Source organism: Enterovirga rhinocerotis (assembly GCF_004363955.1).
GTDB classification, from domain to species: domain Bacteria; phylum Pseudomonadota; class Alphaproteobacteria; order Rhizobiales; family Beijerinckiaceae; genus Enterovirga; species Enterovirga rhinocerotis.
The window spans coordinates 52672-74477 of sequence record NZ_SNZR01000018.1 but is presented as its reverse complement, the minus strand read 5'-3'; the positions used below and the strand labels follow the sequence as shown (position 1 = coordinate 74477).

20 protein-coding genes are annotated in these 21806 nt (G+C 69.7%); 3 read left to right on the top strand and 17 right to left on the bottom strand.

Annotated elements, in window-relative coordinates; translation table 11 throughout:
• Positions 1 to 8 precede the first annotated feature (8 nt).
• Entirely contained in the window at positions 9 to 335 is a 327-nt protein-coding gene (locus EV668_RS23400) for a hypothetical protein (RefSeq protein ID WP_133774792.1), read from the top strand.
• Between the two features lie 30 nt (positions 336 to 365).
• Here EV668_RS23400 and gabD read toward each other — a convergent pair whose 3' ends face one another.
• Both gabD and EV668_RS23390 read right to left on the bottom strand, forming a co-directional pair.
• The gene (gabD, locus tag EV668_RS23395; RefSeq protein WP_133774790.1) at positions 366 to 1847 is read right to left on the bottom strand and encodes an NADP-dependent succinate-semialdehyde dehydrogenase; all 1482 of its coding nucleotides are present in this window, start codon (positions 1845 to 1847) and stop codon (positions 366 to 368) included.
• A gap of 74 nt (positions 1848 to 1921) precedes the next feature.
• Positions 1922 to 2317, bottom strand: coding sequence for a hypothetical protein (locus EV668_RS23390; RefSeq protein WP_133774789.1), 396 nt, complete (start codon positions 2315 to 2317; stop codon positions 1922 to 1924).
• A gap of 192 nt (positions 2318 to 2509) precedes the next feature.
• Between EV668_RS23390 and EV668_RS23385 the strand changes: the two genes are divergently transcribed.
• Positions 2510 to 3622 (top strand): DNA topoisomerase IB, encoded by a 1113-nt coding sequence (locus EV668_RS23385; protein ID WP_133774787.1) that lies wholly within the window; start codon positions 2510 to 2512, stop codon positions 3620 to 3622.
• Positions 3623 to 3631: 9 nt separating this feature from the next.
• Here the strand turns inward: EV668_RS23385 and EV668_RS23380 are convergent, their stop codons facing one another.
• The gene (locus tag EV668_RS23380; protein ID WP_133774785.1) at positions 3632 to 4306 is read right to left on the bottom strand and encodes a GntR family transcriptional regulator; all 675 of its coding nucleotides are present in this window, start codon (positions 4304 to 4306) and stop codon (positions 3632 to 3634) included.
• A gap of 395 nt (positions 4307 to 4701) precedes the next feature.
• Between EV668_RS23380 and EV668_RS23375 the strand changes: the two genes are divergently transcribed.
• Positions 4702 to 4998, top strand: a complete 297-nt coding sequence (locus tag EV668_RS23375) for a hypothetical protein (RefSeq protein ID WP_133774783.1) — start codon at positions 4702 to 4704, stop codon at positions 4996 to 4998.
• Here EV668_RS23375 and EV668_RS23370 read toward each other — a convergent pair.
• The 14 genes from EV668_RS23370 to EV668_RS23305 form a co-directional block, all read right to left on the bottom strand.
• A complete protein-coding gene (locus tag EV668_RS23370) occupies positions 4986 to 5708 on the bottom strand; it encodes an NUDIX hydrolase (protein WP_133774780.1) in 723 nt (240 codons plus the stop codon). The genes EV668_RS23375 and EV668_RS23370 overlap by 13 nt on opposite strands.
• Positions 5705 to 6607, bottom strand: coding sequence for a PhzF family phenazine biosynthesis protein (locus EV668_RS23365; protein ID WP_133774778.1), 903 nt, complete (start codon positions 6605 to 6607; stop codon positions 5705 to 5707). The genes EV668_RS23370 and EV668_RS23365 overlap by 4 nt, the downstream gene beginning before the upstream one ends.
• Before the next feature lie 59 nt (positions 6608 to 6666).
• Entirely contained in the window at positions 6667 to 7824 is a 1158-nt protein-coding gene (gene metB / locus EV668_RS23360; protein WP_133774776.1) for a cystathionine gamma-synthase, read from the bottom strand.
• Positions 7825 to 7896: 72 nt separating this feature from the next.
• Entirely contained in the window at positions 7897 to 8646 is a 750-nt protein-coding gene (locus tag EV668_RS23355) for a siderophore-interacting protein (RefSeq protein WP_133774774.1), read from the bottom strand.
• A 3-nt stretch (positions 8647 to 8649) separates the two neighbouring features.
• The gene (fhuB, locus tag EV668_RS23350) at positions 8650 to 10641 is read right to left on the bottom strand and encodes a Fe(3+)-hydroxamate ABC transporter permease FhuB (RefSeq protein ID WP_133774772.1); all 1992 of its coding nucleotides are present in this window, start codon (positions 10639 to 10641) and stop codon (positions 8650 to 8652) included.
• On the bottom strand, positions 10638 to 11507 hold the full coding sequence (locus EV668_RS23345; RefSeq protein ID WP_133774770.1) for an ABC transporter substrate-binding protein: 870 nt from the start codon (positions 11505 to 11507) through the stop codon (positions 10638 to 10640). Before EV668_RS23345 ends, fhuB begins: the two co-directional genes overlap by 4 nt.
• Positions 11504 to 12304, bottom strand: a complete 801-nt coding sequence (locus EV668_RS23340; RefSeq protein WP_245513391.1) for an ABC transporter ATP-binding protein — start codon at positions 12302 to 12304, stop codon at positions 11504 to 11506. The genes EV668_RS23345 and EV668_RS23340 overlap by 4 nt, the downstream gene beginning before the upstream one ends.
• On the bottom strand, positions 12301 to 14682 hold the full coding sequence (locus EV668_RS23335) for a TonB-dependent siderophore receptor (RefSeq protein WP_133774766.1): 2382 nt from the start codon (positions 14680 to 14682) through the stop codon (positions 12301 to 12303). The genes EV668_RS23340 and EV668_RS23335 overlap by 4 nt, the downstream gene beginning before the upstream one ends.
• A gap of 152 nt (positions 14683 to 14834) precedes the next feature.
• Complete coding sequence (locus EV668_RS23330) at positions 14835 to 16547, bottom strand: ABC transporter ATP-binding protein (protein ID WP_133774764.1); 1713 nt, start codon at positions 16545 to 16547, stop codon at positions 14835 to 14837.
• Positions 16548 to 16625: 78 nt separating this feature from the next.
• On the bottom strand, positions 16626 to 18713 hold the full coding sequence (locus EV668_RS23325; RefSeq protein WP_133774762.1) for an acetate--CoA ligase family protein: 2088 nt from the start codon (positions 18711 to 18713) through the stop codon (positions 16626 to 16628).
• Complete coding sequence (locus EV668_RS23320; RefSeq protein WP_133774760.1) at positions 18710 to 19072, bottom strand: Zn-ribbon domain-containing OB-fold protein; 363 nt, start codon at positions 19070 to 19072, stop codon at positions 18710 to 18712. Before EV668_RS23320 ends, EV668_RS23325 begins: the two co-directional genes overlap by 4 nt.
• Entirely contained in the window at positions 19069 to 20205 is a 1137-nt protein-coding gene (locus EV668_RS23315) for a thiolase family protein (RefSeq protein ID WP_133774758.1), read from the bottom strand. The genes EV668_RS23320 and EV668_RS23315 overlap by 4 nt, the downstream gene beginning before the upstream one ends.
• A complete protein-coding gene (locus EV668_RS23310) occupies positions 20202 to 21062 on the bottom strand; it encodes an IclR family transcriptional regulator (RefSeq protein WP_133774756.1) in 861 nt (286 codons plus the stop codon). Before EV668_RS23310 ends, EV668_RS23315 begins: the two co-directional genes overlap by 4 nt.
• The gene (locus tag EV668_RS23305) at positions 21059 to 21805 is read right to left on the bottom strand and encodes an ABC transporter ATP-binding protein (protein WP_208111618.1); all 747 of its coding nucleotides are present in this window, start codon (positions 21803 to 21805) and stop codon (positions 21059 to 21061) included. Before EV668_RS23305 ends, EV668_RS23310 begins: the two co-directional genes overlap by 4 nt.
• Position 21806 lies beyond the last annotated feature (1 nt).

Sequence of the window (21806 nt, the reverse complement as noted above, 5' to 3'; positions counted from 1 at the left end):
AGAGAGGCGTGACCGTTCTTCTGGGCCATCTCTGGCCGGCTCTCGCGGTTGCGGCCGTCCTCGGGCTGGGTTTCTCGGCCGTGTTCGGCGCCGGCGCCGGGCTTCCCAGCGCCACGCTTCCGGTGCGGATCGGCATGGGGCTCGCGCTCATCGCGGCTGCCCTCGTCTCGGTCCTGAATCTCGTGCCCGGCCGGGCGGGCCTGTGGTTCGACATCGCTGCGGCGATCGCCTGGGCCTATGCCGCCGGGGTCGTCGCGGGCCTGCTCCCGCGCCGCGTCCTTCGCTCGCGAAAACGGGAGGAGCTGCCTCCTCCCGTCTCCGTGAATCCGAGCTGACGAGGCGGTCTCGCCGCCTCGCCGCGTGCCTCAGATATTGCCCATGCAGAGGTACTTGATCTCGATGAAGTCATCGATGCCGTAGTGGGAGCCCTCGCGGCCGAGACCGCTCTCCTTGACCCCGCCGAACGGCGCGACCTCGGTCGAGATGATGCCCTCGTTGATGCCGACGATCCCGCTCTCGAGTGCTTCCGCCACGCGCCAGACGCGTCCGATGTCGCGGCTGTAGAAGTATGACGCGAGGCCGAACTCGGTGTCGTTGGCGAGCCGGATCGCCTCGTCGTCCGTCTTGAAGCGGAAGATCGGGGCGACGGGGCCGAAGGTCTCCTCGTGGAAGATCTTCATGTCGGGCGTCGTGTCGGCGAGGATCGTCGGCTCGAAGAACGAATGGCCGAGATCGCCGCGCTTGCCGCCGACGACGACCCGGGCGCCCTTCGAGACGGCGTCCGTGATGTGCTCCTCGACCTTCAGCACCGCCTTGTCGTCGATCAGCGGCCCGATGACGGTGCCCTCCTTGAAGCCGTCGCCGACCTTCATCTGCTTGACGGCCTCGGCCAGCTTCTCGACGAAGCGGTCATAGATGCCGTCCTGGACGAGGATGCGGTTGGCGCAGACGCAGGTCTGGCCGGCATTGCGGTACTTGGAGGCGATCGCCCCGCGCACCGCGGGTTCGAGGTCGGCGTCGTCGAAGACGATGAAGGGGGCGTTGCCGCCGAGCTCCATCGAGGTCTTCTTCACGGTCGCGGCGCATTGCTCGAGGAGCTTCTTGCCGATCTCGGTCGAGCCCGTGAAGGTGACCTTCTTCACGATCGCGTTCGAGGTCATCTCGCCGCCGATCTCGCCGGCTGCGCCCGTCACGCAGGAGAAGACGCCCTTCGGCACGCCCGCCCGTTCGGCGAGTTCACAGAGAGCGAGCGCCGAGAGCGGCGTCTGGCTCGCGGGCTTCAGCACCATCGTGCAGCCGGCGGCGAGGGCAGGGCCGGCCTTGCGCGTGATCATGGCGGCCGGGAAGTTCCACGGCGTGATCGCGGCGCAGACGCCGATCGGCTGCTTGATGACGACGATGCGCTTGTCCGCCCCGTGGGCCGGGATCACGTCGCCATAGATGCGCTTGCCCTCTTCGGCGAACCACTCGATGAACGAGGCTGCGTAGGCGATCTCGCCCTTGGCCTCGGCGAGCGGCTTGCCCTGTTCGGCCGTCATGATGGCGGCGAGGTCGTCCTGGTTCGCCATCATGAGGTCGAACCACTTGCGCAGGATCGTGGAACGCTCCTTGGCGGTCTTGGCGCGCCAGGCCGGAAGCGCCTTCTGGGCCGCTTCGATGGCGCGGCGAGTCTCGGCGGTGCCCGCCTTCGGAACCGTCGCGACGGTCTCGCCGGTCGCGGGGTTCGTCACGGCGATGGTGGCGCCGGAATCCGCATCCGCCCAGGCGCCGTCGATATAGCATTGCTGGCGCAGGAGGGCGGGGTCTTTGAGCGCCCTCGTCCCCGACTTCACATCCATGTAGGTCATTGCCGTCACTCCCTGTGTCGGGGAGCGCTATAGCACGAGGCGGCCGGGATCGCGCCCCTCACGGGCAAGTTCGGTCAGTACCTCACGCTCAGGACAGGCCCGCGCGGCGCGCTCGTCTGGGGCGGCGTGTTGTAGATCAGGCCCCGGCCGATATAGGCCTCGCGGTAGAGCGTCATCATGACCGGCGCGCCCTGCAGATGCGACGCAGCCGCGCCCTCGCCGGGATAGAAGGGCGGCAGCCCGCCGTAAGACGGCCCGATCGCATAGCCGCGGCCGGATGCGGCGTAGCGCCGATGGTGGCGGCGGACCGGGGCGTGGCCAAGCCGGGAGGGCCGATGATAGGCCGGTGCGGGACGAGCATGGCCGCGATACCCCGCTGGCGGCGCATCGGCGAGGGCCGGAGAGGCGGCCAGCATGGCCTGAACCAGGAAGGCGGCCGCGACTGCGGCCGAAACGAGCAGCGTCCTCATTGATCGATGTCCCGCGGCCCCGAGCCGACGATGCATCCTGCCCGGTTCCGATTGCCAAGCCCTTGACGGTGTTCTGCGATCGGCGATCTTTGAGATCGGGGTTAACAAACGCGCATCGGGTGAGCGCGGGTGGCCGGAACCTCGGGCCTTCTTCGGTGTTTGAGTCGCTTTCGCCGGGGGGCGTAGAGCGTCATGCCACCGCAGAAGGACATCGAGAACGTCGTCGATCCGCGCGATGCCGCGAGTTCGGCGGGCCTGACCTATGTGTCTGACGAGAAACCCGGAATCACGCGCCGGCGCGCGGGCAAGGGGTTCGTCTACCGCGATGCGGCGGGTCGCGCGATCAGGGACGACACGATGCTCCAGCGCATCCGCCGCCTCGCCGTGCCGCCTGCCTATCGCGAGGTCTGGATCTGCCCGAAGGCCAACGGCCACATCCAGGCGACGGGGCGCGATGCGCGCGGGCGCAAGCAATATCGCTATCACCCGAAGTTCCGCGAGATCCGGGAAGGCGCGAAGTTCGACCACATGCTCGAATTCGCGCGCTCGCTGCCCGACATCCGCAAGACCGTCGCCGAGCACATGAAGCAGCGCGGCATGACGCGGCAGAAGGTTCTCGCGACGGTCGTCTCGCTCCTCGAGGCGACGCTGATCCGGGTCGGGAACGACGATTATGCCAAGGCGAACAAAAGCTTCGGCCTGACCACCCTCAAGAATCGCCACGTCTCGGTCGAGGGACGGGAACTCCGCTTCCGCTTCAAGGGCAAGAGCGGGAAGGAATGGGACCTCAGCATCCGCGACCGCCGGATCGCGCGCATCGTCCGCGACTGCCAGGAACTGCCGGGGCAGGAGCTTTTCCAGTATCTCGACGATGACGGCGAGCGCCGCGACGTGACCTCGGCCGACGTGAACGACTACCTCCGCGAGATCACCGGCCGCGACATCACGGCGAAGGATTTCCGGACCTGGGCGGGCACCGTCCTTGCGGCCATGGCGCTGGCCGAATTCGAGAGCTTCGACTCGGATGCCCGCGCGAAACGGAACCTGCGCGAGGCCATCGAAAGCGTGGCGTCGCGGCTGGGCAACACGCCGACCATCTGCCGCAAATGCTACGTCCACCCCGAACTCGTCCACTCCTACCTCCAGGGCGAGATGCTCCTGGAGGTGAAGAAGAAGGTCGAGGCCGAACTCCGCGACGATCTCGGGGATCTGCGGCCGGAGGAGGCGGCGGTGCTGAGCCTGCTCGAAGGCCGGCTCAGCCGGGACCTGAAGGCGACCCTGAAGAAGGCCGCCCAGGCGGCTTGACCAGCGCGGTCAGTCGGCCAGCTTCGCCGTCGCGACGCGCGAAGCCTGCTCGATATGATACAGGGACGCCTGGAACGCGGCGTCGGGCTTGCGTTCGGCGATGGCTTTCACCACGGCGCGGATTTCGACGATCGTCTCCGGCAGCCGCTCGACGCTCGACAGCGAGACGCGCCGAAGCTGGGTGATGCGCGCGTTCATCGTGCGCAGCATCGACGGGATCATCACGTTCTGCGAGCCGGCGAGTAACGCATCGTAGAAGGCGCGCTTCGCGACGAGGACCTGCTCGACGTCGCCGGAACGGGAGGCGGCCTCGAGTTCGTCGACCGTCTTCGACAGATCGTCGATCTGCTCCTGGCTGGCCCGTTCCGCACAGAGCTTGGCTGCGAGGGCTTCGAGCATCGCTCGAACCTCGTAGATGCTGGCCGCCTCGCGCGCCGTCAGGCGGGATACGAGGGGTCCGCGATTGGGGATCGTGTGGATGAGCCCCTCGCTCTCGAGTTCCCTCAGCGCCTCGCGCACGGACGGACGGCTGACGCCCAGGAGGTCGCAGAGGTCCTTCTCGACGAGGCGCTGGCCCGGCGCGAAACGGCCGCTCGTGATGGCGGTCCGCAACGTTTCCACCACCTGGCTGCGGATCGGCGCGGCCACGGGCGCCACGCGCATGGAGGCGTCGCTGATCTTCATGGTCGTTTCAGCTCACGCTGCATCACGGTCGTCTCACTTCGCTGCGGGATGGAGCACGGCGCAAGGGCCGTGCCGCCGATATTCACATTGGAAGTGATCTGACGAAGCTTCGGCGGTTCCGCAACTCCCGCCGCTCCCTGCGCGCCTGGGCTCAAGGACGTCATCCTCCGTTGCACCGGTCGGTCCTGAGCCCCCCTCGATGGAGATGCCCGGCCGCCCTTGTCAGGCAAGCTGACAATGGGTGTCTGTCCTGTCAATCCGCCGGGGCAGTGATGAGGCCGTGCATCACTTCTCCGGAAAGCGTACGTCTCGCTGCGCTGCCGGCCCGGCAGCGATTGACGGCCCGCGAGGCTCGTCACACAGACGGGCATCTCATCATCCTCGGGTCAGAAGTCATGAAACGGGTCGCCGCCGCCCTGTCCGCTCCGCTCTTCCTCGCGCTCGGCGCCTGCACGCAGGGCAGCGCCCCGCAGGCCAGCCTTCCGGCAGCCGGGCCGGATTGCGCCGCCCTGATCGCCGATTTCCAGGATCTGCTGCGGCGCGATGTCGATTCCGGCAACCTCAAGCGCGACGTGTATGGCCGGGCGACGGCCGATACGCAGCAGGCAGAGCAGGCCTGCCAGGCCGGGCGCCAGGTGCAGGCCCGTTCGATCCTCATCGCGACCAAGCGCAATTACGGCTACCAGGTCTGATCCTCGCGGCGCCGGGCGAAGGCGTCGCGCAGAAAGACCGGCATGATCGAGGGTGTCGCGGCAGCCTCGATCCCCTCCGGACCCGAGACGATCTCGATACCGGCGAGTTCAGGCTTCGTTTCGGTGGTCAGAAACCGCATGACCCGCCGCCTTGCCTCGGCGGCGGACCAGGGCAGCCGGACCGTCTGCATGAAGGCCACGAGGCCGTGCTCCTCGACCACGAGCCAGCCGGGATCGACCTCGTAATCGCCCGGCTGAAGGCCGGTCTCTTCGATGATCTCGCGGCGGATGCTGCCGGCGAGATCGACCGTCCCGTCCGCCGCCACATCGTCGCGGTCGGGCGTGCCGCAGGGAAAGTAGAGCTGTCCCGCATTGGCGGTGTGCGGCGCCATGCGGCCGAGGAGATAGCCGCCGTCGTTCGCGAGCAGCGCGCCCATTCCGAACCCGTTCCAGGCCGGCTCGCCGGGACGGCCGAGATCGAGCCAGGCGATGAGATTGGCATAATCGGTCTCGAAGAAGCGGGCTGTCGCCGTGTCCTCCTCGACGCACAGCGCCGCCAGCATCAGCACGCGCCCGTTGAAGAGGGCGGGGCGCGCCTCGACACGTTCCCGCCAGTGGGCTGCGATGGTGGCCGCGTTGTCCTCGGCCCAGATCCAGCGATGCGCGGCGAGACGCGCCTCGACCCCGCCGGTCCGGACGAGGCGGCTCACGCCGCGAGCCTGCCCTCGGCGACGACGACCGCCGAGCCGCCGATCTCGGCCGATGCGAGGGCGCCGTCCCGGATCGTCATCTGAAGCTCGATCAGGCTCGGCCGGCCCATCTCGAAGCCCTGCTCGATGACGAAGGAATGCTCGCCGTCCCCGAGCGGCTCGCATTGCATCAGAACCCCCGCGAAGGCGGCGACGGCCGAGCCGGTCGCGGGATCCTCGCTCACCCCGAGGCCCTGGCCGAACATCCGCGCATGGAACTGGCGGCCGTCTCCCACCGTCTCGCGGCTATAGACGAAGACGGCGGCCCGCCGGTTCTCGTCGCCGAAGGCCGTGGCGAAGGCCTCGCCGACGGGATTGGCGCGCGCCACGGCCTCGCGCGAGGCGAGCGGCAGGAAGGCGAAGGAGTTTCCGGCCGAATAGCGCGTCGGCACATGGCGGTCGAAGCCGATCTCCGCCGGATCGAGCCCGAGCCCCCAGGCCGCGGCGACCTCGTCGGGGCCGTCGCCGTCGATGCCGGGCAGGACCGGCAGCCGGAAGCGGGCCTGGCCGAGCCGATCGCTCCGTGCCGCGACCACGCAGGGCACGGTGCCGATCTCCTCCTCGAGTCCGAAGGCGACCGCGTCGGCCGGGCTCTGCTGCTTCAGCGCGAGCAGGACCGCCGTCCCGACCGTCGGATGTCCTGCGAAGGGGAGTTCGCGGGCCGGGGTGAAGATGCGCAGGCGCGCGCGATGGCGCGGATCCTCGGGCGGCAGGACGAAGACCGTCTCCGACAGATTGAACTCGCGGGCGATCGCCTGCATCCGGGCGGGGTCGAGGCCTTCGGCGTCGAGCACGACCGCCAGCGGGTTTCCGTCGAGCGGAGTGTCGGTGAAGACGTCGAGAACGGCGTAGCGGCGCATGGGAACTCCCGAAGGCGCGATGTCGATCGAAGGGGGCGGACCGGCTGCCCGTCGTGCCGTCAGCCGAGCGTTCGAAGCGCCTCGTCGAGATCGGCGACGAGGTCGGTCGCGGCCTCGAGCCCGACCGACACGCGGATCAGGCCTTCGCCGATCCCTGCCACCCGACGCTCCTCGGGCGTCATCGCCGCATGCGTCATCGTGGGCGGATGGGCGACGAGGCTTTCGATCCCGCCGAGCGACTCGGCGAGGTTGAAGATCCGCACGGCCTCCACGACCCGCCGCACCGCCTCGGCGCCGCCGCGGAGCTCGAAGCTCAGCATCGCGCCGAAGCCCTTCTGCTGGGCCCGCGCCAGCGCATGGCCGGGATGGGAGGGAAGGCCGGGATAATGCACGGCCGCGACCGCCGGATGCTGCGCCAGGAATTCCGCGATGACCTGCGCCGAGGCTTGTTGACGTTCGACCCGCGGGAACAGCGTCCGCACGCCGCGCAAGGTCAGGTGCGCATCGAAGGGCGAGCCGGTCGTGCCGACGATGTTCGCCCAGGCCGCCAGGGCCTCCACATCGGCTGCGTCCTTGGCGATCACCGCGCCGCCGACGACGTCCGAATGGCCGTTCAGGTACTTCGTGGTGGAGTGGATGACGAAATCGGCCCCGTGCGCGATCGGCTGCTGCAGGGCAGGGGACAGGAAGGTGGAATCCACCGCCATCTTGGCGCCGACCGCCTTGGCCCGACGCGAGATCCCGGCGAGATCGACGATGCGCATGAGGGGGTTGCTGGGGCTTTCGACCAGGATCAGCGCGGGCCTCTCGGCGAAGGCCGCGTCGAGCGCCGCCTCGTCGCCCTGGTCCACGAATAGCGCCTTCAGATGCCCGCGGGCATCGCGCTCGGCGAGAAGGCGCCGGGTGCCGCCGTAGCAATCGTGCGGCACGATGATGGTGTCGTCGGAGCCGAGCTGCGACAGGACGAGGTCGATCGCCGCCATGCCGGACGAGACCACCACCGCGCCAGCGCCGCCTTCGAGCTTGGCGAGCGTCTCCGCCAGCAGGGCCCGCGTCGGATTGTCGGTGCGCGAATAATCGAAGCGGCGCTTCCCCTCGAATCCGTCGAAGGTGTAGTTGGTCGACAGGTAGAGCGGCGGGGTGACGGCGCCGAAGGCGGTATCGCTCGCGATGCCGTTTGTTACCGCAATCGTCTCCGGATTCCTGTTCGTCGTCATGGTCGCCATTGCTGTCTGAGGAGACGTGGTTTGGCGCATGTGCCGGGGGAGTTCAACTCTCGGCGCTGGTCGTCAGGCGACGAAGCTGAACGTGCCTTCGGCCCGCCCGTGGCGCCAGTAGTTGAGCACCTGGCAGCGTTGCGGGGGCACCTGCCACCGCGTCCGGGCGCTCGCCCTCACGCGGCGGGCGATGGCGGCTTCGGCACCGGCCCAGACGAGCAGGTCTCGGGCATCGGGCTCCGCCGGCGAGGAGGCGAAGCGGTCCGCGAGGGCGCTCGGTGCGCCCGGAGGGCGAAGGAGCCAGGTGATCGCGACGCCGCCGGGGGCGCGCAGCGTCTGGATCTCTGACGCGTCCGGCACCTCGATCGCGGCCGTGCCCCTCGCTTCAGGAGGGAGATGCTCCAGGAGGTGGGCGAGGGCGGGCAGGCCGCAATGATCCGCGAAGAGGCGATGGTCGGAGCACCGGGCGACGGCGAGGTGGCCGGGTCCGCGAAGCCGCGCCGTCGCGCCGCGCCGGGCCGAACGGCCGAAGGCCGAGCCCGGTCCCTCCTCGGCATGCAGCACGAAATCGACCTGCATTTCGTCCCGCGCGGCATCGAGATGGCGGATCGAATAGGTGCGGATGATCGGCGTCTCGGCAGCACCGAGGACGAGCTTGAGATACGGGGCGTGCGCGCCGTCGGGCGTCGTGAACGCGGCGCCGAGACGCTCCCCGCCGAACACGAGCCGGCGGACGAGCGGCGTGACCTCGATGGTATCGAGGACGACGACGCGATGCTCCTCGGGTTGAGTGCGCTCCGAGGCGCCGCTGTCCTGTGTCATGGCTCAGCCCGCCCTGCGGCCCAGATGCCGCAGGAGATAGGGCAACCCGATCAGGGCCGCCACGAGCCCGGCGGGAAGCTGGCGCGGGAAGATCGCGATCCGCGCGATCCAATCCGCCGTCACCATCACCAGCGCGCCGATGAGAGCCGCGCCGATGACCGCGCCGAAGGCGCGCCGGAGCCCGAGGAAGCGAGCCAGATGCGGGCCCATCAGGCCGACGAAGCTCAGCGGCCCCGCAAGGAGGATACCGGCCGCGGTCAGCATCGCGACGAGGCCGGTCAGCGCGAGGCGGGTCCGGGCGAGGGGCAGGCCAAGCGCGCGGGCCGTCGGGTCGCCGAGGGGGAGGAGGTCGAGGATCCGCGAGAGCAGGAGGGCACAGGGTACGAGAAGGGCGGCTGCGGCAAGGCCGGTCCAGGCCTCGCTCCAGCCGGCGCGGTAGGTCGAGCCCGAGATGAAGCCGAGAAGCTGCGCGGTGCGCAGGTCCCCGCGCGCGAAGAAGGCGAGGACGAAGACGTCGAGGAGGCTCGTCAGCGCGATGCCGGCGAGGAGGATGTGTTCGGGCTGGAAGCGCGAGCGCGCGCCGAAGGCGATCAGGATCGCCGTCGCGCCGGCGGCGCCCGCCGCGCCGACGAGGAGCAGCCCGGCTGCGCCGGCCGTCGGGAAAGCGGTCAGTCCCAGCGCGATCCCGAAGGCGACGCCGGCGCCGATGCCCAGGACCTCCGGGCTCGCCAGCGGGTTGCCCGTCATGCGCTGGAGCAGGAGGCCTGTGACCGCCAGCATGGCGCCCGCCGTCGCCGCGACGAGCGTCCGCGGGACGCGCCAGGGCGCGAACGCGGCGAGTTCCGGCAGGCTCGCGAGGGTCATTCCACCCGCGTCGCGGCCGACGGCCAGCGCGATGACGACAGCCAGGCCGAGGAGGGCGGCGAGGAAAGTCAGGATGATCACCGGTCGTCCGCCGGGCCGCACGGCCAGCGGGATCGGCGCCGTGGGCGCGGCGGCGAGGCGGAGGCGCGGCAGGAGCCAGACGAGGAGCGGCGCGCCGAGGAGCGCCGTCGCCGCGCCCGTCGGCACGCTGACCGCATCCTCCCCGCTGAGGACCAGCGCGAGACCGCAATCGACCGCGACCAGGAGCGCCGCGCCGACCAGCGCCGAGAGCGGCGCCCGCTGCACGAAGAGCCGCGCCCCGGCGAGCCGCGCGATCTGCGGCGCCGCGAGGCCGACGAAGCCGATCGTGCCGACCGCGCCGACGACGATCGAGGTGAGGAGCAGGGCGAGGACGAGCGCGGCGAGGCGGGTCGCGGCGACCGGGGCGCCGAGCGCGCGGGCGCTGTCGTCGGCGAGGGTCAGGATCGATAGCGGGCGCAGTGCCAGCAGCGTCAGCCCGCCGATGGCGGCAAGGCGCCAGGCGAGACCTTCGGGCACCGACCAATCGGCCTGTTCGAGCGAGCCCCCGCCCCAGAGGAAGAGCACGGTCGCATATTCCTCGTTCAGGAGCTTCAGGCAGGCCGAGAGCGAGGTGCAGAACAGCGCGACGACGAAGCCGGCGAGGACGACGGAGATCGAGGACAGGCCGCTCGCCCGCGCGCAGAGGAAGACGGCGCCGAGCGCCGCGCCGCCGCCGAGAAGGGCGACGAGACCGCGCCCGTCGCCGGCGAGCGCGGGCGCGAAGATCACGGCGATCGTGAGCGCGAGCTGGCCTCCGCTCTCGACCCCGAGCGTTGTCGGCGAGGCGAGGGGATTGGCGAGCGCGTGCTGCAGCAGCGCCCCGCCGAGGCCGAGGGCGGCGCCGCAGAGCGCGGCGGTGGCGAGGCGCGGCAGCGCCGAGAAGGCGAAGACGAGATCGCGCGGATCGTCGAGATTCGGGTGCAGGGCCGCTTCCCACCAGCGGCCGGGCGGCATCAGCACCGCGAGCCGCCACGCCGCGAGTGCGAGCGCCAGGAGGGCGATCCCGCCGAGGATGGCGGCGAGCGACAGGCGGTGCGCCTCCGACGTCATGCCGCGCTCCCGAGGGCCTTCGGCAGGAAGGAGGCGAAACGCCGGGCCGCCGTGAGGTCGCCGTAATGCCAGGCCGCGGGGATGGTCGCGCTGCGCCCCGCCCGCACGGCCGGCAGGTTCGCCCAGAGGCTGCGCGCCGACATCTGCTCGAGAATGCCGGGCGGGATCGGCTCGAGCACCAGCAGCCGTGCCTCGCGCAGCGGCGCGAGCTCGGCGAGGCCGACGATGACGAAGCCCCAGAGATTGACCGCCCTGTCCCAGCCGTTCGAAAGGCCGACACGCTCGAGCACGTTGCCGAAGAGGCTGCTCCGGCCGAAGATCCGCACATGCTGCGCATCGAGGAAGGAGAGCAGCAGGATCGGACGGCCCGCCTCGCTCCGCACGGCGCTTCGGACCGCCTCGAACGCAGCCTCCGCCGAGGCGATGACGCGGCCCGCCTCCGCGCCCCGGCCGAGAAGAGCCCCGAACTCGCGGAGTTGCTCGGTCGCGAGGTGAAGGGGCATGCCGGCCTCGGTATAGATCGGCACCTCGCGGATGGGCGCGATGGCCGTGAGCTTCGGCTCGAGGAGCCGGTTCAGCGGGCTCGTCAGGATCAGGTCGGGCCGCAAGGCCGCGACGGCTTCGAGATTGGGCTCCGTCTTGACGCCGATATCGGCCGTGCCCGGCGGCACCGGCGGCTCGCCCACCCAGCGAGTATAGGCGCGGATCTCCGGCATCCCGACCGGAGCGACGCCGAGGGAGAGGAGCATCGAGACGATGCTCCATTCCAGCGCGACGAGGCGCGAGGGGATGTCGCTGCCGCTTGCCGCGCCGGCGCGACCGGCCGCGAACGCCCCGAGCCCGGCGAGCAGCGCGCGCCGCCTCATCGCGGCAGGGCGACCGGATGCCCGGCCCCCGGCTGGGTCATGACCTGCATCGGCAGGCCGTAGATCGCTTCGAGCGCCTCGCCGTCCATGATCTCGTCTGGCCGTCCGCGCCGGATCACCCGGCCTGCGCGGAGCGCCACGATCTCATGGCAGAACCGGGCCGCCATGTTGATGTCGTGCAGCACGGCGACGACGCCCTTGCCGCCCTCAGCGAGGTTTCGCAGCAGCCCGAGGACCTCGACCTGCTGGGCGAGATCGAGGGCCGAGACCGGCTCGTCGAGGAGGAGGAAGCCGGCATCCTGCGCGACCAGCATGGCGAGCCAGGCGCGCTGGCGCTCGCCGCCCGAGAGCGTGTCGACAATGCGTTCGGCGAAGGGCTCGACGCGGCAGCGTCCCATCGCCTCCTCGACGATGGCCCGATCCTGCTCCGTCAGGCGCCCGAAAGGCCCGCGCCAGGGATAGCGGCCGAAGGAGGCGAGTTCGCGCACGGTGAGGCCGGTCGCCGCCGGCAGCGTCTGCGGCAGATAGGCGATCTCGCAGGCGAAGCCGCGCGCGGGCCAGGCGGTCAGGGGCTGCCCGCCGAACTTGGCCTCGCCCGACCCCGCCTCCTGCTGGCGCGCCAGGATCTTCAGCAGCGTGCTCTTGCCGGAGCCGTTATGGCCGATCAGCCCGACGAAGCGGCCGGGCGCGAGGTCCAGCGAGATGCCGGACAGAAGAGGCCGGCCCTCGACCGAGAAGCCGACCTCGCGCGTCAGAAACCCGCCCTGTGCCGGCCCAGGGCCGGAGGCCCGGCTCACCACCGATAGCTGATGCTGCCGGTGACGCGCCGCCGCTCTCCATAATAGCAGCTCGTCAAGTCAGCGCAGCCGCCGACATATTTCTCGTCCGTGATGTTCGTCATGTTGACCGCGAAGCGCCAGCCGTTTCGCTCGTAATGGACCTGGGCGTCGCCTAGCGTGTAGGCAGGGACACGGGCGCCTTCGAGCAAGTTGACTGCGTTATAGTTTGTCTCCGTGGCGTAGGATCTACCGACGTATCGCACGCCGCCACCAAATCCAAAGCCAGCGAGCGGGCCATCTTGGAAGGTATAATCGAAGAAGATGCCACCGAATTGCTGCGGCGTGCGAACGGGCACGCGGCCGACTGTCTCCGGCTTCAACTCGTCCCTGGTGACCTCGATATCGAACGTTGTGTAGCTGCCGACGATGTTCAGGCCGGGAAAAGGGTTGGCGACAACTTCGAACTCGATGCCCTTGGACCGAACTTCGCCGGCCTGGCTCGCGATCAGGGGGAAGCCCGTCGTGACCGCGTTCTGGCGCCGAAGGTCGAATGCGGCGATACCGATGTGGCCGTTGAAGCCCTGCGGCTGCCACTTCACGCCCGCTTCGTATTGTTCGCCCTTTTCCGAGCGGAGCGGCAGCCTGTTACCCAGATCGACGCCGCGCCTCGCGTCCGGGTTGTATACACCAACCTGCGGATTGAAGCTGTTCGAGTAGGACACATAGGGAGCGATGCCCCATTCGGAGGTGTAGATAAGTCCCGCGCGCCCGCTGAAGCGTCCTTCCTGGCCCTTCACGCTATTGACGGGTGTAAGAAAGTCTTTCGAGTCGGTATCGACCATGTCGTAGCGTCCGCTCAGCACGAGCGTGAAGCGATCGAACTTGATCTGATCCTGCAGATAGACGCCGAGCTGGTCCTGAACGTAGCGCCCGCTGATGTAACGATTGGTTTTGGGGACCCGAGGGTTAGGTAGACCGATCCCTGTTATCAGATTAAAGGGCGTGCCAGGGAATATCGTTCCTTGATTGTCGGCCAGATTATATCGCCGATAATCGAGGCCAAGCAGCGTCGTGTGGCTGAGGAGCCCTGTGTTGAATTTCGCCTCAACGTTGTTGTCGACGTTGAACATGTTCACCCGCGGGCGGGTTTCGAAGTTGATGCGCGTGAGGTCGCCTGCTGGGTTGGCGCCGAAGCCGTAGACGGTGCGGAAGTCGATATCGAGATAGCTGTAACGAACATTCTGGCGGAAGGTGAAGATGTCGTCGAACTTGTGCTCGAGCTCGTAGCCGAGAAAGGCCTGCGTGCGGTTGAAGCGGTCGAGGCCGCGATCGCTTGTGAAGGTGCGGGTTGGAATCTTGCCGAATTCGGCCGGGATTACAGAGCCCTTGTAAGGCAGGAAGTTCTGGCCATTGGTATAGTCTTGGGTGAAGGAGCCGAGCACCGTCAAGGTCGTGCCCTCGTTCGGCTTCCACGTGAACGATGGGGCGATGTAGTAGCGGTCGTTGGAAGTGTGCGCGGTTTGCGTGCCGCCCGCGCCCGCGAGCCCAACCATGCGATAGTAGAACTCACCGTCGCCGATTTTCCAGTCCTGAGGGCGGACCGGGCCGGTGAAGTCGAAGGCGCCGTACACACGGCCAAAGTTGTCGACTCCGGTCTCGACATAGTTCGAGGGCGTCGAAAGAGGCTTTTTGCTGATTGCGTTGATGAGGCCGCCGGGATTGCCGCCGCCATAAAGGACGGCCGACGGACCACGCAGAACCTCGATGCGCTCCATCCCGAAAGGTTCGAGCTTGAACGTCGCGAAGGCCGTGGAGAAGAGTTGAAGATTGTCGAGGTAGAGGCCGCGCTGCTCGGCTTGGAAGCCGCGCAGGTTGAACCAGTCGTTTCGGGTGTCGTTGCCGAAAGGTTCGCTCTTGACGCCCGGAGCGTAACGGATCGCTTCGCTGATGGAGCGTGCCTTCTGCGTGTTGATCTGATCGGCGCTGATGACCGTCACCGCCTGCGGCGTCTCCATCAGCGGCGTATCCGTCTTGGTGCCGCTGGTCGTGCGGCTCGCCACAAAGCCCGGCACCGGGCCGTCGCCGCGCTCGAGCGGGGCGGCTGTCGACGCCGGTGCCGGGGCGGCGGCTTGGCGGGGGACGGCGCGTGCGGGGCTCGCCCGGCGGGCGGCCTGGCGGCGCGGGGCCGCGGCGGCGCGGGCGGCTGGCGCCGGGCGGGCGACGGGCGCCGCGCGGCGCTGGGCGGGCGGTTCGATATCGACCGGCGGCAGGGTGCTCTGCGCGAGCGCCGCTCCGGCGAAGCAGGTGCCGAGAGCCGTCCCGAATTGCAGGAGACAGAGATGCAGGACGATGCGGGACGCGCGCGACGGGCGATGGTTTGGAGTCGATCGAGCCATGGTCAGCCCCCATTGCTTTGGGGCGAGATTTAGGCCGGATTCGTCTTGTCGGCCTATGATGAAAAAGACACAACGACTGCCTGTGTATTATATTAGAATTGGTCTAATCAATTGATGGCCGTTTCCGCGTAAGTGTTCGGCCTTGATTGTCCCTATCCGTACTGTGCCTCGATGAGCGCGCGATAGGGTCCTTGCCGCTCGAGGAGCGTCTCGTGCGTTCCCTGTTCGGCGATCCCGTCGGAGGTGACGACGACGATCCGGTCGGCGTTGCGGATGGTGGCCAGGCGGTGGGCGATGACGAGCGTCGTGCGGCCGCGGGAGAGGTCGGCGAGGGATGCCTGGATCGCCCGCTCGGTCTCGGTGTCGAGCGAGGAGGTCGCCTCGTCGAGGATCAGGACCGGCGGGTCCTTCAGGAAGATGCGCGCGATGGCGAGGCGCTGCTTCTGGCCGCCCGACAGCTTCACGCCACGCTCGCCGATGAGCGTGTCGAGCCCTTCCGGCATGTCGGCGATGACGCCGTCGAGCTTGGCCCGGCGGGCCGCCTCGACGATCTCCTCCTCGGCGGCGCCGAGCCGGCCATAGGCGATGTTCTCGCGGATCGTGCCGGCGAACAGGAACACGTCCTGCTGGACGATGCCGATCTGGCCCCGCAGGGAGGCGAGCGTCATGTCGCGGATGTCGGTCCCGTCGATCGTGATGCGCCCCTCGCCGACGTCGTAGAAGCGCGGCAGGAGGGACAGCAGCGTCGTCTTGCCGACGCCCGAGGGGCCGACGAAGGCGACCGTCTCCCCCGCGGCGATGGCGAGGTCGATGCCCTTCAGGACCGGCCGGTCGTCGCGATAGCCGAAGGACACGCCCTCGTAGCGGATGTCGCCGCGCAGGGCAGGGGCAGGCCTCGCGCCGGGGCGGTCGGTGAGGTCGGGGCGGATCGCGAGGAGGTCCTGGTAGCGGCGGAACCCGGCGATGCCGCGCGGATAGGTCTCGACCACCGCGCCGATCTTCTCGAGCGGCCGATAGAGCACGTTGACGAGGAGGAGGAAGCCGACGAAGCCGCCGGCGGTCAGGTCGCCGCGCACGACGAAGGCTGCGCCCGCCAGCATCACGACGATCTGGACGATGCGCATGCCGAGATAGTTGATCGAGAGCGCGGCCGCCATCAGCCGGTAGGCGGCGAGCTTCGTGTCGCGGTAGCGCTCGTTGTCCCGGGCGAAGAGGCTCCGCTCGTGGTCCTCGTTGGCGAAGGCCTTGACGACGCGGATGCCGCCGATCGCCTCTTCCAGCCGGGCGTTGAAGGCGCCGACGCGGCTATATTGCTGCTGCCAGTTCCGCGTCATCGCGCCGCCGTAGCGCGCGACGACATAGGTCGCGACGGGCAGGACCAGCGCCGCGACGAGGGCGAGCGGCGGATGCACGTAGAGCATCAGGACGAAGGCGCCGATCAGCGTCATGACCGCGATGAGGAGGTCCTCGGGGCCGTGATGGGCGACCTCGCCGATCTCCTCGAGGTCCTTGGTGACGCGGGCGACGAGATGGCCGGTCTTCTGGCCGTCGTAGAAGCGGAACGAGAGCAGTTGCAGGTGGTCGAAGGCCTTGCGGCGCATCTCGGTCTCGATCCGGATGCCGAGCACGTGGCCCCAATAGGTCACGATCGACATGAGGCCGGCATTGAACACGTAGACGAGCAGCAGGCCGGCCCCGGCGGCGCCGATCAGGAGCCAGTCCGCCGAGGGCAGCAGGCGGTCGACATAGGCTTTGACGGCCAGCGGGAAGGCGAGTTCGAGCAGGCCGGACGCGACCGCGCAGCCGAAATCGAGCGCGAGCAGCCGTCGATGCGGGCGATAATAGGCCAGGAAGGCGCGGATCATCCGCGCCCGATGGCACCGGCCTGCTCATAAGACAACCGCCCCAGCCGCCGGGCTGGGATGCCGCGCCGGCCCGGCGGCTCAGTCCCGCTCGACCACTACCGCGTCGAGGGCGACGCAATCCTCCGAGCGCGCTCCGACGAGGATGGGGTTGACGTCGATGCTGTCGATCCGGCTGCCGGGCTCGCTCATGAGGCGGCCGATCGCCGCGGCCGCGTCGAGATAGGGGTCGAGGGCCAGCGGCGGCTCTCCGCGGACGCCGTCGAGCAGCGGCGCGAGGCGCAGGCTGCCGAGCGCGGCGCGCACGTCCTCGCGGGTGAAGGGCGGGAGCAGCAGCCGCACGTCCGGCATCGCCTCCACATAGCGGCCGCCGTCGCCGACGAGGATCACGGGGCCGAAGACGGGGTCGCGATGGGCGCCGAGCACGAGTTCGCGCCGTCCCTTCGTCATGGGCGCGACGAGCACGCCGGCGAAGGGCGCCTCCGCCGCGGCGATGGCCGCCTCGCAGGCCGCGAAGGCGGCGGCGACCGCCGCCTCGTCGGCGAGCCCGAGATGGACGAGGCCGAGTTCGGTCTTGTGCGCGATGCCCGAGGAGCAGCCCTTGACCGCGACTGGGCCGCCGAAGGCGCGCGCGGCCTCGACCGCCTCCTCGGCGCTGCGGCAGAGGCGGTGCGGGACCACGGGCACACCTGCCGCCGCCAGCCGGGCGAGGCTCTCGGCCTCGTCCAGCAGCCGGGACTCGCCCGCCGGAGGGTCGATCGGCTCCTGCTTCTCGTCCCGCGCGGCGGCGCGCGCGATCAGCTCGTGGTGGGCGATGAACTGGTGCAGCACGCGCATCGCGGCGCTTTCGCCGGTGAAGACCGGAATGCCCTTCGCCTCGAAGGCGTCGGCGACGAGCCGCTGCGGCGCAGCGAGCACCACCGGCTTGCCGGTCTCCTGCGCGAAACGCGCGGTGTCGCGCGCGAAGGCCTCGACGTCGTAGGCGCGCCCGGAGACGGGAATGCCGACGAAGACGGCGTCGGCCGCCGGGTCCTCGGCGACCACCGGCAGGATCTGGCCGAAGAGCGAGGAATTGGTCAGCAGGGCGGCCGTGATGTCGATCGGGTTCGCGGTCGCGGCGAAGGCCGGCAGGATGGCGCGGAGTTTCGCCTGCGTCCCGTCTGAGAGCGGCGCGAGGGAGAGGTCGTGGGCCACGGCGGCATCGGCGCCCATGACGCAGGTCGCGCCCGAATTGCTGACGACGACGATCCGCCGTCCGGACGGGCGCGAGCCCTTCAGGTAGAGTTCCGCCGCCTCGACGAGGCCGGCATTGTCCTCCGCCCGCCAGATGCCGTGCTGCTCGAGGAAGGCCGAGACGACCCGGTCCTCGTTGGCGAGGGCGCCGGTATGGGACTTGGCGGCGCTCTGGCCGGCACCGGTCCGGCCCGATTTCAGCGCGACGATCGGCACGCCCCGCTTCCGGGCGATGCGCGCGGCCTCCGCGAGGTGATGGGGATCGCGGATGCTCTCCAGATAGAGCAGCAGCAGCTCGACCCCCGGATCGGCCGCGACCGCCATGGCGAGTTCGCAGGCCGTGACGTCGGCATCGTTCCCGGTCGCATGGGCGTGGCGCACGCCGATGCCGCGCGCGCGCAGCAGCCCCCAGGGCACGACGCTCATCGCGCCGCTCTGGCTGACGATGCCGACCGGGCCGTCCTTCGGCTCGACCTCGATGAACATCGAGGAGAAGCTCGCGATGGCGCCCGTGCCGAAATTCGCCAGCCCCTGCGTGTTCGGCCCGACGATGCGCATGCCCCGGGCGCGGGCGCGCTCCGTCATCATGCGCTCCTTCGCCTTGCCGCCGACCGGGTCCATCTCGCCGAAGCCCGAGCTCATCAGCACGGCGACCTTGACGCCCATCTCGCCGCATTCGTCGAGGGCGCGGATCGCGTCGTCGCCCGGCACCGCGACGACGGCCATCTCCGGGGCGGCGTCGAGATCAGCGAGGCGGGGCACCGAGCGCAGGCCCTGCACCTCGGTGCGCTTCGGATTGACCGGATAGACCTCGCCCCGGAAGCCGAAGCGCTTGAGATAGTCGATCGGCCGCCCGCCGATCTTGTTGGGGTTCTCCGAGGCGCCGATGATGGCGATGGAGGAGGGGTCGAGAGCGGCGCGCAGGTCGGAGGTCATGAGGGCTCGGCGGGCTGGACAAGCGGGATCACGGCGTCGCCGACATCCCGGAACGTCGTCGTGACGGCATCGCCGATGGCGAGGCCCTCGGCGGCATGGGCCATGAAGCGGAACCCCTCTTGCGCGTCGACGAGGGCGATCCCGTAGGGCGCGAGCGCCTTCCACTCGGGAGATGGGGCGCGCGAGACCGTGGTGACGGCGTAGACGGTGCCGTTGCCGGAGGCCGCGAGCGTCTCGCTCGTCTCCGAGCCGCAGGCGGGGCAGAAGTCGCGGCGGAAGTAGCGGATCGTGCCGCAGCCGCCGCAGCGCTGATAGGCCAGCGCCCTGCCTCCGCGGGTCCAGTCGACGATCCCGGTCATGCCCGACCCTCCAGAACGACGCTGACATGCGAGGAGAGGACGCCGCCATCGGCATGCAGCAGGGCCGCGCGGGGCCGGGCGATCTGCCGCTCTCCGGCGCGGCCGGTCATCTGCCGGAACGTCTCGGCAAGATGGGCCATCGCGCCGGCGACGCCGCAATGGCCGTAGGCGAGGAGGCCGCCATGGGTGTTGAGCGGCATCGGCCCGTCGGGTGCGAAATGCCCCTCGCGGGCGAGGCGCCCCGCCTGCCCGCGCGGGGCGAGGCCGAGTTCCTCGAGCAGGATCGCGAGCGTGACGGTGAAGCTGTCGTAGATGCCGGCATAGTCGATCTCGGCGAGGGAGAGTCCGGCCTCGTCGAGCGCGCGTCGCCCGCAATCGCCGATGCCGAAATGCCCGAGGGAGGTCGCGGCGCTGACATGCTGGTGCGGATGCATCTGGGCGACGCCTCGGATCCTGACTCCGTCCCGGCCGCGATCCTCGCGCTCGACGACGAAGGCGGCGCCTCCGTCCGAGACGGGGCAGCAATCCATCAGCTTGAGCGGCGCCGCGATGGGCTTCGAGGCGAGGACCTGGTCGACGCTCACCGGCTCGCGGATGTGGGAGCCGGGATGGCGGGCGGCGTTGGCGCGCATCAGCACCGCGAGTTCGGCGCAATCGGCCTCGGTGGCACCGGTCTCGTGGAGGTAGCGCGAGGCGACGAGGCCGTAATAGGCCGGGATGGTCGGGCCGAGGGGCACCTCGTAGACCGGGTGGCCGACCTGGGCGAGGGTCTGGATCGCGCTGTCGCGGGACTGGCCGGTGAGGCGGTTCTCGCCGGCGACGACCAGGATGCGCCGCGCGGCCCCGGATTCCACGAGCCGGTGAGCCAGCATCACCATGCCGAGCCCCGTCGCGCCGCCCATCTGGATCGTATGGGCGTAGCTCGGTTTCAGGCCGAAATGCTCGGCGAAGACGGTCGCGAGCATGAGGTGGGGCTGCGTCGTCGAGTAGCCGCAGACGAGACCGTCGATCTCCTTGCGCCCGGAACCGGCATCGGCGAGCGCGGCCGTCGCCGCCTCGCTCATCAGGTCCAGCGTCGTGCGGCCCTCGTGCCGTCCGAAACGCGTGGCGTGGGCACCCGTGACGAGGCTCATCCGCTGGCCCTTTCGTCGATGATGGCGACATGACCCGTGGTCAGCTCGCGGCGGATCAGGTCCTGCTCGCGCAGCAGCGCGTCCCGAAGCTGTTCCCGCCGCGCGAGCAGCCGCTCGCTGAGGGCCGCGATGCTGAGCGAGCCGATGATCTGGTCCCGCGCATCGCGCAGGGGCACGCCGATGGCGCCCATCTTGTCGATCACCCGGTCGAGCAGGAAGACGTAGCCCTGCTCGCGCGAGACCGCGATCTCCTCGCGGATGAAGCCGGGCGACAGGCGGGGATAGGGCGAGAAGCGCGGCGCGTTCGCGGTGAGGATCGCGTCGATCTCCCGCTCGGGCAGCCAGGCGAGGAGCGCCATCGCGCCCGCTCCCACCCCGAGCGGGCGGCGGCTGCCGAGATCGAGATAGCTCGCGCGGATCGGGAAGGTGCCGATCTGGCGGTCGATGCAGACGGATTCGATCCCGCTGCGGATCGACAGGAGCGCCGTGTCCTCCGAGAGGTCCGCGAGGCGTACGAGGCTGGGCTTCGCCAATTCGCGCAGGTCCGGCGAGCGGCTTCCGCTCGCGAGGAGCGTCAGGAATTCGCGTCCGCGGGCATAGCCGGGCCTGGTGCCGGTCGTGCGTTCGACGAAGCCCTCGGCGATGAGCGTTTCGAGGATGCGAAGCGCCGTGACCTTGTTCAGCCCCGTCGAGGCCGCGATCTCCGAGAGGCGCTGCGGCGAGCGCGCACCGATCGTCCGCATCACGGCGCAGACCTTGCTGACCGCGTTGCCGACCTCCGGTTTCGCCGGAGCGGCCGATGCGGCGGGCGCGTCCTGCGGCCGCGCGGAACTGCCGATCTCGGCCGCGCTCCTCACGGCGCCGCCTCGTGTCCGCCGAGATAGATGCGGCGGATCAGGTCGCTGTCGCCGAGATCGGCCGCCCAGCCCTCGCCGCCGATGGCGCCGGTTTCGAGCAGGTAGCCGTAATCGGCATGTTTGAGCGCCTTCTCGACGAGCTGCTCGACGAGGAGGACCGCGACGCCGCTCCGCGCGAGCTTCGCCGCGAAGGAGAGGATGCGATCGACGACGATCGGTGCGAGCCCGCCCGACGGCTCGTCCAGCATCAGGAGGCGAGGGTCGGCGACGATACCCTGCGCCACCGCCAGGATCTGCTGCTGTCCGCCGGACAGGCGCGAGGCCTGCTGGTGGCGCTTGTCGGCGATCTCGGGGAATTCCTCGTAGATCTCCTCGATCGTCGCCTTGAGATCGGTTCGGGACCGGGCGGCGGCTCCGATCAGGAGGTTGTCCTCGACCGAGAGGCTGGTGAAGACGCGGTGGCCTTCCAGCACCTGGATCAGCCCGGCCTGGACGATATCGCGGGCCGAGGCGCGCGAGATGTCGTCGCCGGCGAAGCCGACGCGTCCCGCCCGCTTCGGGATCAGGCCGGAGATGGCCTGCAGGATCGTCGTCTTGCCGGCCCCGTTCCGGCCGAGCATGACCACGAACTCCCCCGCGCGGACGGTGAAGCTGACGCCGTGGACCACATGCGCCGTGCCATAGGCGACGTGGAGGTCCTCGACCTGGAGAAGGATGTCGCCGGAGCGCTCGCGGGCCGTCACG

Excerpts from the sequence above, each read along its gene's own strand:
- EV668_RS23385 (WP_133774787.1), top strand. The coding sequence starts at position 2,510 with ATGCCACCGCAGAAGGACATCGAGAACGTCGTCGATCCGCGCGATGCC.
- EV668_RS23375 (WP_133774783.1), top strand. The coding sequence starts at position 4,702 with ATGAAACGGGTCGCCGCCGCCCTGTCCGCTCCGCTCTTCCTCGCGCTC.
- gabD (WP_133774790.1), bottom strand. The coding sequence starts at position 1,847 with ATGACCTACATGGATGTGAAGTCGGGGACGAGGGCGCTCAAAGACCCC.
- EV668_RS23335 (WP_133774766.1), bottom strand. The coding sequence starts at position 14,682 with ATGGCTCGATCGACTCCAAACCATCGCCCGTCGCGCGCGTCCCGCATC.
- EV668_RS23315 (WP_133774758.1), bottom strand. The coding sequence starts at position 20,205 with ATGAGCCTCGTCACGGGTGCCCACGCCACGCGTTTCGGACGGCACGAG.
- fhuB (WP_133774772.1), bottom strand. The coding sequence starts at position 10,641 with ATGACGTCGGAGGCGCACCGCCTGTCGCTCGCCGCCATCCTCGGCGGG.
- EV668_RS23320 (WP_133774760.1), bottom strand. The coding sequence starts at position 19,072 with ATGACCGGGATCGTCGACTGGACCCGCGGAGGCAGGGCGCTGGCCTAT.
- EV668_RS23365 (WP_133774778.1), bottom strand. The coding sequence starts at position 6,607 with ATGCGCCGCTACGCCGTTCTCGACGTCTTCACCGACACTCCGCTCGAC.
- metB (WP_133774776.1), bottom strand. The coding sequence starts at position 7,824 with ATGACGACGAACAGGAATCCGGAGACGATTGCGGTAACAAACGGCATC.
- EV668_RS23325 (WP_133774762.1), bottom strand. The coding sequence starts at position 18,713 with ATGACCTCCGACCTGCGCGCCGCTCTCGACCCCTCCTCCATCGCCATC.
- EV668_RS23345 (WP_133774770.1), bottom strand. The coding sequence starts at position 11,507 with ATGAGGCGGCGCGCGCTGCTCGCCGGGCTCGGGGCGTTCGCGGCCGGT.
- EV668_RS23390 (WP_133774789.1), bottom strand. The coding sequence starts at position 2,317 with ATGAGGACGCTGCTCGTTTCGGCCGCAGTCGCGGCCGCCTTCCTGGTT.
- EV668_RS23355 (WP_133774774.1), bottom strand. The coding sequence starts at position 8,646 with ATGACACAGGACAGCGGCGCCTCGGAGCGCACTCAACCCGAGGAGCAT.
- EV668_RS23330 (WP_133774764.1), bottom strand. The coding sequence starts at position 16,547 with ATGATCCGCGCCTTCCTGGCCTATTATCGCCCGCATCGACGGCTGCTC.
- EV668_RS23380 (WP_133774785.1), bottom strand. The coding sequence starts at position 4,306 with ATGAAGATCAGCGACGCCTCCATGCGCGTGGCGCCCGTGGCCGCGCCG.